The organism is Streptococcus mitis (assembly GCF_000722695.1).
Taxonomy (GTDB): Bacteria; Bacillota; Bacilli; order Lactobacillales; family Streptococcaceae; genus Streptococcus; species Streptococcus mitis_O.
The window spans coordinates 180,462-192,967 of record NZ_JPFU01000013.1 but is presented as its reverse complement, the minus strand read 5'-3'; the positions used below and the strand labels follow the sequence as shown (position 1 = coordinate 192,967).

Annotated in this window: 9 protein-coding genes; 6 read left to right on the top strand and 3 right to left on the bottom strand. The window is 40.1% G+C overall.

Translation table 11 applies throughout. From position 1 onward, the window contains the following. Positions 1-29: 29 nt before the first annotated feature. The 3 genes from SK629_RS06220 (at position 30) to SK629_RS06210 (ending at position 1,706) form a co-directional block, all read left to right on the top strand. A complete protein-coding gene (locus tag SK629_RS06220; protein ID WP_033683525.1) occupies positions 30-164 on the top strand; it encodes a DUF4044 domain-containing protein in 135 nt (44 codons plus the stop codon). A gap of 63 nt (positions 165-227) precedes the next feature. Continuing rightward, positions 228-1,538, top strand: a complete 1,311-nt coding sequence (gene obgE / locus SK629_RS06215; protein ID WP_042901064.1) for a GTPase ObgE — start codon at positions 228-230, stop codon at positions 1,536-1,538. A gap of 9 nt (positions 1,539-1,547) precedes the next feature. After that, the gene (locus SK629_RS06210) at positions 1,548-1,706 is read left to right on the top strand and encodes a hypothetical protein (protein ID WP_033683527.1); all 159 of its coding nucleotides are present in this window, start codon (positions 1,548-1,550) and stop codon (positions 1,704-1,706) included. A 42-nt stretch (positions 1,707-1,748) separates the two neighbouring features. Here SK629_RS06210 and SK629_RS06205 read toward each other — a convergent pair whose 3' ends face one another. Together SK629_RS06205 and SK629_RS06200 are read right to left on the bottom strand one after the other, a co-directional pair. Continuing rightward, complete coding sequence (locus tag SK629_RS06205; RefSeq protein ID WP_042901063.1) at positions 1,749-2,219, bottom strand: arginine repressor; 471 nt, start codon at positions 2,217-2,219, stop codon at positions 1,749-1,751. Between the two features lie 521 nt (positions 2,220-2,740). Then, positions 2,741-5,023: a Xaa-Pro dipeptidyl-peptidase gene (locus tag SK629_RS06200; RefSeq protein WP_042901062.1), complete on the bottom strand. Its 2,283-nt coding sequence runs from the start codon at positions 5,021-5,023 to the stop codon at positions 2,741-2,743. Between the two features lie 385 nt (positions 5,024-5,408). Here SK629_RS06200 and SK629_RS06195 point away from each other — a divergent pair, with 385 nt between their 5' ends. The 3 genes from SK629_RS06195 (at position 5,409) to pyk (ending at position 11,163) form a co-directional block, all read left to right on the top strand. Beyond that, positions 5,409-8,510: a DNA polymerase III subunit alpha gene (locus SK629_RS06195; RefSeq protein ID WP_042901061.1), complete on the top strand. Its 3,102-nt coding sequence runs from the start codon at positions 5,409-5,411 to the stop codon at positions 8,508-8,510. 81 nt (positions 8,511-8,591) lie between these two features. Further along, the gene (gene pfkA, locus SK629_RS06190; RefSeq protein WP_042901060.1) at positions 8,592-9,599 is read left to right on the top strand and encodes a 6-phosphofructokinase; all 1,008 of its coding nucleotides are present in this window, start codon (positions 8,592-8,594) and stop codon (positions 9,597-9,599) included. Positions 9,600-9,657: 58 nt separating this feature from the next. Further along, entirely contained in the window at positions 9,658-11,163 is a 1,506-nt protein-coding gene (gene pyk / locus SK629_RS06185; RefSeq protein WP_042901059.1) for a pyruvate kinase, read from the top strand. A 286-nt stretch (positions 11,164-11,449) separates the two neighbouring features. Here the strand turns inward: pyk and SK629_RS06180 are convergent, their stop codons facing one another. Then, complete coding sequence (locus SK629_RS06180) at positions 11,450-12,436, bottom strand: L-lactate dehydrogenase (RefSeq protein ID WP_000127489.1); 987 nt, start codon at positions 12,434-12,436, stop codon at positions 11,450-11,452. Between the last annotated feature and the right edge of the window lie 70 nt (positions 12,437-12,506).

The window sequence follows — 12,506 nt, the reverse complement described above, 5'->3', positions numbered from 1 at the left end:
GAAAATAGAATGTAACGAAGGAGAAAAAAATGGCATTTGGAGATAATGGAAATCGTAAAAAAACCTTGTTTGAGAAATTAACTTTAATTATCGTGGTTATTATGCTTTTGGCAAGTATTTTGGGTATTTTTGCAACTGCAATTGGTGCTCTCAGTAATCTATAAAATAGGTTCAAGAAAATTTTGTGACTGGGATTTCCCAGCCCTTTTTTAAAGTGAGAAGAAAAAATGAGTATGTTTTTAGATACAGCCAAGATTAAGGTCAAGGCTGGTAATGGTGGCGATGGCATGGTTGCCTTTCGCCGTGAAAAATATGTCCCTAATGGCGGCCCTTGGGGTGGTGACGGTGGACGTGGAGGTAATGTGGTCTTCGTTGTAGACGAAGGTCTACGTACCTTGATGGACTTCCGATATAATCGCCATTTTAAGGCTGATTCTGGTGAAAAAGGAATGACCAAAGGGATGCATGGTCGTGGTGCCGAGGACCTTAGAGTTCGTGTACCACAAGGTACGACTGTGCGTGATGCCGAGACAGGCAAGGTCTTGACAGATTTGATTGAACACGGTCAAGAATTTATCGTTGCCCACGGTGGTCGTGGTGGTCGTGGAAATATCCGCTTTGCGACACCAAAAAATCCTGCACCTGAAATCTCTGAAAATGGAGAACCGGGTCAGGAGCGTGAGTTACAGTTAGAACTAAAAATCCTTGCGGATGTTGGTTTAGTAGGATTCCCATCTGTAGGAAAATCAACACTTTTAAGTGTTATCACCTCAGCTAAACCTAAAATTGGTGCCTACCACTTTACCACTATCGTTCCAAATCTAGGTATGGTTCGTACCCAATCAGGTGAATCCTTTGCAGTAGCCGACTTGCCAGGTTTGATTGAAGGGGCTAGTCAGGGTGTTGGTCTGGGAACCCAGTTCCTCCGTCACATCGAGCGTACCCGTGTTATCCTCCATATCATTGATATGTCAGCTAGTGAAGGTCGTGATCCATATGAGGACTACCTAGCGATCAATAAGGAGCTGGAGTCATACAATCTTCGCCTCATGGAGCGTCCACAGATTATCGTAGCCAATAAGATGGACATGCCTGAGAGTCAGGAAAATCTTGAAGTTTTCAAGAAGAAATTAGCTGAAAACTACGATGAATTTGAAGAGTTACCAGCTATTTTCCCAATATCTGGTTTGACCAAGCAAGGTCTGGCTACGCTTTTGGATGCTACAGCTGAATTGTTAGACAAGACACCAGAATTCTTGCTCTACGACGAGTCAGATATGGAAGAAGAAGCTTACTATGGATTTGATGAGGAAGAGAAAGCCTTTGAAATTAGTCGTGATGACGATGCAACATGGCTACTTTCTGGTGAAAAACTCATGAAGCTCTTTAACATGACCAACTTTGATCGTGACGAATCAGTCATGAAATTTGCTCGCCAGCTTCGTGGTATGGGGGTTGATGAAGCCCTTCGTGCGCGTGGTGCTAAGGATGGGGACTTGGTTCGCATTGGTAAATTTGAGTTTGAATTTGTAGACTAGGAGACTGGTATGGGAGATAAACCGATATCTTTCCGAGATGCGGATGGCAATTTCGTTTCCGCCGCAGACCTTTGGAATGAAAAGAAATTGGAAGAACTATTTAATCGTCTCAATCCAAATCGTGCCCTGAGATTGGCACGAACCAAAAATGAAAATCCATCTCAGTAAAGAAGATAAAAAATTCCGTGCCTCATCAGACACGGAATTTTGTTATTCACCAAAGAAAAATGGTGGTGTAAATTTTTTCAATTCTTCAAAGCAATGTTGTGCAGCCTCTGCATCTTCACAGATGACCAGACAGACATCGTCCCCACAGAGGGTAGCGATAGCGTCAGGGAAGTTCAAGGCATCAATAATAGAACCGAATGATTGAGCCAGACCAGGAAGAGTTTTCAAAAGTACTTGATGTTGAACTGGACGCATGAGTACAAGAGCATCTTCCATATAAGTTTCTAGGCGTTTTTCCCATTTTGAAATTGAACCAGTATTGAGCACGTAGTAAGAATTATCTTCTTCACGTATTTTTGAGAGATTCATTGTTTTGATATCACGGGAAAGAGTTGCCTGGGTAACTTGAATGTCGTTATCGGCAAGAAGAGCTTGTAATTCAGCTTGAGTATGAATCTTGTTTTTGCTTACAAGTGCTCGTATGAGTTGGTGGCGGTGTTCAGATTTATTCATAAAAATTTACTCCTTGTACAAAGTACAGAAAGCGTGGACTGATCGAAATCGTCAGTCGAGTGGTAAGCGGTATTGTCACGTATGATGATTTCAAAGTCAATAGTATAAAGAACTAGATGGAGAGTATCGCCTTCTTTTAACTTGTCACTTGTTTGGTGCAGATGAATTGGATATCTATCCCTTCATCTGCATTGATGTTCTTTAATGACAGTGAATCATTCAATTTTGGTATCATTTTGTCACGGCTTCTTGTGAATGTACGCTAAACGGCAATTCACAGAGATTGTCCAACATGTGGTGTGGTAGCGTGTAGTATAGAGGGTCACACATGTTGGTTAGGGGTGTTAGTATCATTTATCCAAGGTTCAGCAGCGGGGGTAGAATAATCTGTTCTTTGGACAGGATTTGATACCAAGTTTATGTTTCGTTAGACTATTCAAGTGGGGGATTGATTATAGGAAGGCAAATGGTCACGTAATTAAGCTTTCCTTGGAATCTATCTGTATCGAAAGTCTGATAGCCTATACCTTTTGGTAAGGTAGGATAAGTGTAGACTGTTCAAGATCAACAGTCAGGTGGTAAGCGGTATTGTCACGTATGGTGATTTCAAAGTCAGTAGTATAAAGGACTAGACGGAGAGTGTCTCCTTCTTTTAACTTGTAAATAGTTGGTTGCAGTTCAAACTGGATATCCATCCATTCATCTGCATTAATATTCTCAACTATTAGCAAATCATTTCGATTTTGCAAATTGAGGTAGCCCTTGGTTACGACTCGTTGTGAATCTGGTCTAAATGGCAGTTCACAAAGATTTTCCAGCATATGATAGCGACCGTTGTCAATGGTTCTAGCACTTAAAACAGCTGGATAAGGTTGTAGGTATTTCTTTTGTCCAAATTCTAGCAGTTGGGCAGATAAGAGCCCCTTGTTTGTACTGGATTTGATACGTAGATTAAGCTGAGCACGACCGTTCAAGTGAAGATCCTTAGTCACAGGAAGGTCAATAGTAATCTGATTGACTTTTCCTTGGTAGAGCTCTGCATTGAAGGTCTGGTAGGTCTTACCATAACGCTCAAAATCCTTATCTGAGTACTGGTTTTGAATGACTTGCTCTTCTTGACCGAGTGAGAAGGTTTCAAAGTTATCCTGCTCACCAAAGGTATCAAGTGATAACCAAGTCTGAGGAGCAGTATTGTCCTGCCAGATGACAGTAGGAAGTTGGAAATCTGTTTCCTGTCCCAGTAATCTCTGAGTCAGCAAGGCATTCATGGACTCACGGAAGTCAATAGACTGCCAGTTGTTCATGTAAACATGGGCACCATTATGGAAAAAGAGGTGCTTATTTATATGAACAGGAAGGGCATGGAACATCTGGTAAACATGAAGTGGTTTAACATTCCAATCTTGTGAACCATGGGTAAAGACAACCTCAGCCTTTACTTTGTCAGCATTGAGCAAATAGTTGCGATCATGCCAAAATTGATTGTAGTCACCAGACTTGCGATCCAGTTGTTCCTTTACTTTTTCTAAGTCAGCTTGGTGAGCTTCATTGCCACGGATATAGTCGCCAGCCAAGAGATTCCGAGAATAGGTTAACTCAGCAAGGGAGTCAAAGTCCTCACCTGGATAACCACCTGGGCTTGTCACCAGACCGTTTTCACGGTAGTAGTTGTACCATGAAGAAATGCCAGCCTCAGCAATGATGACTTCTAAACCATCGACGCCTGTAGTCGCTAGACCATTGGATATGGTACCTAGATAGGATAGTCCAGTTGTGGCTACTTTTCCATTTGACCAGTCAGCTTTGACTTGACGCTGGCGTGTATGGTCAGTAAAGGCACGGCAACGACCATTGAGCCAATCGATAACATTTTTATAAGCCTCAATTTGCTGGTAGTCCCCATTAGTCATGAAACCAGTAGAGTCTTTGGTACCAACACCTGAAACGTAGAGATTGGCAAAACCTCGTGGAAGGAAGTAGTCGTTGAGTGTATAGCTAGCGTTGATGTGAGTTAGCTTTTCCTCCGCTTCTGCCACAAGCTCAGCTTGGCCTTGAGGTTGGACGAGATTGAGTTGAGGTTCTTCTAGCTCAATCTTGTGAGCAAGTTTAACCTCAAGCTCGCCCTCCATCTTGTAGAGGGCTTTGTCACTGGCCTTGTCATTGGTTCCCTGGTGGTAAGGACTGGCCGTCATGATAGCAGGGATTTGGCCATCATAACGAGGACGAATAATGCTAACCTTGACTAAGTCTGGTAGCCCTTTTTGGTCAGTATTGACACGAGACTCAACGTAGACCACTTCTCGAATGACATCATGACTAGAAAAAGTCGCCAAACTCTTTCCGTTAAAGTAGTGGTAGTCATTATCCTCAGGGATAAGACCATCGCTAACAAGTTGGTCGATAAGAGCATTTCCCTTTTTGGTGCGAGTATTGAGCAACTGATAGAGATTTTCAATCAAGTCACCATATACAATGGGAAAACCAGTCTCTTTACGAAAAACTTCGCTATCTTCGAAGTCAACCAAATAAGAAAAGCCTAAGAGTTGAAAGGCTACAGTGTAGAAAATATCTGCAGTCAACTCTTTATCTGACTGAAAAAAAGTCAGTAAGTCAGTTTCTTTATCAACTGCTAAGATGGAGAGTGGATAATTGATGTCTTGATAAGTAAAAAAGAAACGACTTAAAAAAATCTTTAACATCTTTTTATCTGCCATCTCAGATGGGAAATCAAATCCATACTTTTTTAATTCATATAAAATAGTATTTCTTGGAAGTGATAAATAGCTGAATTGATTAAAGCGCATATAACCTCCTTATAAAATAAAAATAATTAAGGTTATTATATCAAAAAAATAGGATAAAGGAAATCATTAAATGAGAAAGAAATTAATTCAATAATAATGAATATCATTTATATGAAAAACAAGTACCATTCTATAGCTTAAAACAAGTTATTATAACAACTTAGTTGATTGAATGTATCTTTCTATTTTAAAAGATATATTCACTTCTTGGGATAAAAAGTTTAAAAAACATTACAGGAGTATTTTAGACTTTAAATATATTTTTACTTTTTTCATTTTAAACACCGTATTTAAAGTATAAACTATAGATAAGAGTCAATGCTTTTGTCTTTCTCTTTTTGAAAAATGGTATAATAAAGTGAGAAGGATAGAGGAGAAGGGTAAATTGATTGCGCAACTAGATACAAAAACAGTCTATAGTTTTATGGAGAGTGTCATTTCGATAGACAAGTATGTGAGAGCAGCTAAAGACTATGGCTACACTCATCTGGCTATGATGGATATTGATAACCTATATGGGGCTTTCGACTTTCTAGAGATTACAAAAAAATACGGCATTCATCCTCTATTAGGGCTTGAAATGACTCTTTTAGTGGATGTGCAGGAAGTAAATCTGCGTTTTTTAGCTCTATCTAGTGTGGGCTATCAGCAGTTGATGAAGCTTTCAACAGCCAAGATGCAGGGGGAGAAAACTTGGTCAGTCCTGTCCCAACACCTGGAGGATATTGCGGTCATTGTGCCTTATTTTGAAGAGATTGAGTCTCTAAATATAGGCTGTGATTACTATATTGGGGTTTATCCAGAAACACCGGTCAGTGAATTTCATCATCCAATCTTGCCCCTTTATCGGGTCAATGCTTTTGAAAGCAGGGATAGAGAAGTTCTACAAGTGTTAACAGCGATTAAAGAAAATCTACCACTCAGAGAAGTTCCCTTACGCTCACGACAAGATGTCCTTATATCAGCAAGTTCTTTAGAGAAACTATTCCAAGAACGTTTTCCGCAAGCCTTGGACAATTTAGAAAAGCTTATTTTAGGTATTTCTTATGACTTGGATACTAGTCTGAAACTGCCTCGCTTTAATCCAGCTAGACCAGCAGTAGAAGAGTTGAGAGAACGTGCTGAACTGGGGCTAGCTCAGAAGGGGTTGACTAGTAAAGAATATCAAAATCGTCTAGACCAAGAATTGGCTGTTATTCATGATATGGGCTTTGATGATTATTTCTTGGTTGTTTGGGATTTGTTGCGTTTTGGACGCTCGAATGGCTATTATATGGGCATGGGACGGGGTTCTGCAGTTGGTAGTTTGGTTTCCTATGCCTTAGATATTACAGGGATTGACCCAGTAGAGAAAAATTTGATTTTTGAACGTTTCCTCAATCGTGAACGTTATACTATGCCTGATATTGATATTGATATCCCAGATATTTATCGTCCAGATTTTATCAGATATGTTGGCAATAAATATGGCAGTAAGCATGCGGCTCAGATCGTTACTTTTTCTACCTTTGGGGCTAAGCAAGCTTTACGTGATGTTTTGAAGCGTTTTGGTGTGCCAGAGTATGAATTGTCTGCAATTACTAAGAAAATCAGTTTTCGTGATAATCTCAAGTCAGCCTATGAGGGCAATCTCCAGTTTCGTCAGCAAATCAATAGTAAGTTAGAATACCAAAAAGCTTTTGAAATTGCTTGCAAGATAGAGGGCTATCCAAGACAAACCTCTGTCCATGCGGCTGGTGTTGTGATCAGTGACCAAGATTTGACCAACTACATCCCTCTGAAGCATGGTGACGAAATCCCACTGACTCAGTACGATGCTCATGGAGTTGAAGCTAGCGGGCTTTTGAAGATGGATTTTCTGGGGCTACGAAATTTGACCTTTGTCCAGAAAATGCAAGAGTTGCTTGCTGAAACAGAAGGGATTCATCTGAAAATTGAAGAAATCGATTTGGAAGACAAAGAAACGCTGGCTCTTTTTGCTTCTGGTAATACAAAAGGTATCTTTCAATTTGAGCAACCTGGTGCTATTCGCCTGCTAAAGCGTGTGCAGCCAGTCTGTTTTGAAGATGTCGTAGCAACTACTTCTTTAAATCGTCCAGGTGCAAGTGATTATATCAATAATTTTGTGGCAAGAAAGCATGGTCAGGAAGAAGTGACGGTTCTGGATCCAGTGCTGGAGGATATTTTGGCTCCAACCTACGGCATTATGCTCTATCAGGAGCAGGTTATGCAGGTTGCTCAGCGTTTTGCTGGATTTAGTCTTGGGAAAGCCGATATTTTGCGTCGAGCTATGGGGAAAAAGGATGCCTCTGCCATGCATGAGATGAGGGCTTCCTTTATTCAGGGAGCATTAAAAGCAGGTCATACTGCGGAAAAGGCAGAGCAGGTCTTTGATGTCATGGAGAAGTTTGCAGGTTATGGTTTTAACAGGTCACACGCCTATGCATACTCAGCCTTGGCTTTCCAGTTGGCCTATTTCAAAACGCATTATCCAGCCATTTTTTATCAAGTCATGTTAAATTCTGCCAACAGTGATTACCTAACAGATGCCCTTGAAGCAGGCTTTGAAGTAGCGCCTCTGTCAATCAATACTATTCCTTATCATGATAAAATTGCAAACAAGTCCATCTATCTAGGTCTGAAATCGATTAAGGGAGTAAGCAAGGATTTGGCGCTTTGGATTATTGAACATAGACCCTATTCTAACATTGAAGATTTTATAGCTAAATTACCTGAGAATTATCTGAAACTTCCTCTGCTAGAACCTTTGGTAAAAGTTGGCCTTTTCGATTCATTTGAAAAAAATCGTCAAAAAGTATTCAATAATTTATCTAATTTATTTGAATTTGTAAAAGAGTTAGGAAGTTTGTTTGGAGATACTATTTATAGTTGGCAGGAATCGGAAGATTGGACAGAACAAGAAAAATTCTATATGGAACAAGAGCTTTTAGGGGTAGGAGTCAGTAAACATCCCTTACAAGCTATTGCCAGCAAGTCTATTTATCCGATTACACCCATTGGAAATTTGTCAGAAAATAGTCACTCTATTATCTTGGTAGAAATTCAAAAAATTAAAACTATTCGCACCAAAAAGGGTGAAAATATGGCTTTCTTACAGGTCGATGATAGTAAGAAAAAACTGGATGTTACCCTCTTTTCAGATTTATATCGACAGGTTGGGCAGGAAGTAAGAGAAGGAGCCTTCTACTATATCAGAGGGAAAATCCAGTCCCGTGATGGCCGTCTGCAAATGATTGCACAGGAAATAAGAGAAGCAGTGGCTGAACGCTTTTGGATTCAAGTGAAAAATCATGAATCGGATCAAGAAATTTCGCGTATTTTAGAGCAATATAAAGGCCCAATTCCAGTCATCATCAGGTATGAAGAGGAACAGAAAACCATTGTATCTCCCAACCATTTTGTAGCTAAATCTGATGAATTAAAAGCGAAATTAAATGGAATGGTTATGAAAACGATTTATCACTAAAATTACGGAAAATAGAAGAATTTTCCAATTAAATGTGATATAATCAGTAAGAATGTTAAAAGAAAAAGGAGCATAAACCAAATGAAACGTATTGCTGTTTTAACTAGTGGTGGAGACGCCCCTGGTATGAATGCTGCCATCCGCGCAGTTGTTCGTCAAGCAATTTCAGAAGGAATGGAAGTATTTGGTATCTATGATGGATATGCTGGAATGGTTGCTGGTGAAATTCATCCATTAGATGCTGCTTCAGTAGGAGACATCATTTCTCGTGGTGGTACTTTCCTTCACTCAGCTCGCTACCCAGAGTTCGCTCAACTTGAAGGGCAACTTAAAGGGATTGAGCAATTGAAAAAACACGGGATTGAAGGCGTAGTTGTTATCGGTGGTGACGGATCTTACCACGGTGCTATGCGTTTGACTGAACATGGCTTCCCAGCTATTGGTCTTCCAGGTACAATCGATAACGATATCGTTGGTACTGACTTCACAATCGGTTTTGACACAGCGGTTACTACTGCTATGGACGCTATCGATAAGATTCGTGATACATCATCAAGTCACCGTCGTACTTTTGTTATCGAAGTTATGGGACGTAACGCTGGTGATATCGCTCTTTGGGCAGGTATTGCTACTGGTGCTGATGAAATCATCATCCCTGAAGAAGATTTCAAGATGGAAGATATCGTAGCAAGTATCAAAGCTGGCTATGAGTGTGGTAAAAAACACAACATTATCGTCTTGGCAGAAGGTGTGATGTCAGCAGCTGAATTTGGTCAAAAACTGAAAGAAGCTGGTGATACAAGCGACCTTCGTGTGACAGAACTTGGACATATCCAACGTGGTGGTTCTCCAACAGCTCGTGACCGTGTATTGGCGTCACGTATGGGTGCCCATGCCGTTAAACTTCTTAAAGAAGGTATCGGTGGCGTTGCGGTTGGTATCCGTAATGAGAAAATGGTTGAAAACCCAATTCTTGGTACTGCAGAAGAAGGGGCATTGTTTAGCTTGACTGCAGATGGTAAGATTGTGGTTAACAATCCACATAAAGCTGATCTTGAACTTTCTAGTTTGAATAAGAGCTTGTCATAATTTAAAAATTAGTTAATAAGACCAAAGAGGTCATATATATAAAGGAGTCACAAAAATCATGAACAAACGTGTAAAAATCGTTGCAACTTTAGGTCCTGCGGTAGAAATCCGTGGTGGTAAAAAATTTGGTGATGAGGGATACTGGAGTGGAAAACTGGATGTTGAAGCTTCTGCTAAAAACATTGCTAAATTGATTGAAGCTGGTGCTAACACATTCCGTTTCAACTTCTCACACGGTGACCACCAAGAACAAGGTGACCGTATGGCAACTGTTAAACTTGCTGAAAAACTTGCAGGTAAAAAAGTTGGTTTCCTTCTTGATACAAAAGGACCAGAAATCCGTACAGAATTGTTTGAAGGAGATGCAAAAGAATACTCTTACACAACTGGTGAAAAAATTCGTGTTGCAACTAAACAAGGAATTCAATCAACTCGTGAAGTAATTGCATTGAACGTCGCTGGTTCACTTGATATCTATGACGATGTTGAAGTTGGACGCCAAGTATTAATTGACGATGGTAAACTTGGTCTTCGTGTAGTTGCTAAAGATGATGTGACTCGTGAATTTGAAGTTGAAGTTGAAAATGACGGTGTAATCGCTAAACAAAAAGGTGTTAATATCCCTAACACTAAAATTCCTTTCCCAGCTCTTGCTGAACGTGATAATGATGACATCCGCTTTGGTCTTGAGCAAGGTATCAACTTTATTGCGATTTCATTTGTACGTACTGCAAAAGACGTTGAAGAAGTTCGTGCAATCTGTAAAGAGACTGGAAACGGACACGTTCAATTGTTTGCTAAAATTGAAAACCAACAAGGTATCGACAACTTGGATGAAATCATCGAAGCTGCTGATGGTATCATGATTGCTCGTGGTGACATGGGTATCGAAGTACCATACGAAATGGTTCCAGTTTACCAAAAAATGATCATCAAGAAAGTCAATGCTGCAGGTAAAGTTGTTATCACTGCAACAAACATGCTTGAAACAATGACTGAAAAACCTCGTGCAACACGTTCAGAAGTATCAGACGTATTCAACGCTGTTATCGACGGTACTGACGCTACAATGCTTTCAGGTGAGTCTGCAAATGGTAAATACCCACTTGAGTCAGTAACTACAATGGCTACAATCGACAAGAACGCTCAAACTCTTCTTAACGAATACGGCCGTTTGAACTCAGATTCATTTGAACGTAACTCTAAGACAGAAGTAATGGCTTCAGCTGTTAAAGATGCTACTAACTCAATGGACATTAAATTGATTGTAACTCTTACTAAGACAGGTCACACTGCACGTTTGATCTCTAAATACCGTCCAAATGCTGACATCTTGGCATTGACATTCGACGAATTGACAGAACGTGGATTGATGTTGAACTGGGGTGTTATCCCAATGTTGACAGATGCTCCATCTTCAACTGACGATATGTTCGAAATTGCTGAACGTAAAGCAGTTGAAGCAGGTCTTGTACAATCTGGTGACGATATCGTTATCGTAGCGGGTGTACCAGTTGGAGAAGCTGTACGTACAAACACAATGCGTATCCGTACAGTACGTTAATCTAACATTAAAAAGCCTATCATATCAAGCTTTCTAGCCTATGTGATGGGCTCTTTTTTATCTAGGAGCAAAAAAGGGCAAAACTTTTTAATTGCGATTTATAATCGAATGAAATAAGAAATGAACAAATTGATTAATAAAGTCACATTCATTTCTAGGAATACTTTAGCAGAAAATGAAATAAATCTTTCCACAATAAAACGCATATTATCAAGGATTTCTATACCTGATAATATGCGTTTTCTGATTTTAAAACCTTTTTGGCTAGTCTATCAAGCTATTTAAATTAATTTTTTGAAGCTGCTTGGAATTCAGGATTTTTCCATGCTTCGTCAATGATAGCTTGCAATTCTTTTGCAGATGCTTGCATTTTTTGAGTTTCTGCGTCGTTCAATGGGATATTTACTGGACGAACGATACCGTGTGCCCCAACGATAGCTGGTTGACCGATAAAGACGTTTTCAACACCATATTGACCTTCTTGGAATACAGAGAGTGGTAGTACTGCATTTTCGTCATCAAGGATTGCACGAGTGATACGAGCAAGGGCTACAGCGATACCGTAGTATGTAGCACCTTTCTTGTTGATGATTGAGTATGCAGCGTCACGAACTGATATGAAAAGTTCAACAAGGTCAGCTTCATTCAAGTCACGATTTGCTTGCAACCATTGTTCCAATTTAACACCAGCAACGTTAGCGTGAGACCAAACAGCGAATTCTGAGTCACCGTGTTCACCCATGATGTAGGCATGGACTGAACGAGCGTCAACACCGATTGTTTCAGCAAGGGCTTGACGGAAACGAGCTGAGTCAAGAGAAGTACCAGAACCGATAACGCGTTCTTTAGGGAATCCAGAGAATTTCCAAGTTGAATAAGTCAAGACATCTACTGGGTTAGCTGCAACAAGGAAGATACCATCAAAACCTGAAGCAACAACTTGCTCAACAATTGATTTGTTGATAGCAAGGTTTTTACCTACAAGGTCAAGACGAGTTTCACCTGGTTTTTGAGGAGCACCAGCTGTGATAACAACAAGGTCAGCATCAGCACAGTCTTCGTATTTAGCAGCGTAGATTTTTTTAGGTGAAGTGAATGCAAGGGCGTGGCTAAGGTCTTCGGCATCACCAACTGCTTTTTCAAACAATTGTGGAATTTCAATGATACCAAGTTCTTGTGCAATTCCTTGTGTAACGAGGGCGAAAGCGTAAGAAGAACCTACGGCACCGTCACCGACGAGGATAACTTTTTTGTGTTGTTTAGTTGCTGTCATTTGTCTAAACATCTCCTTTGTTTTATTAAGGGAAATTCCCCATTTGATTTCATTCTATCACTTTTAAATA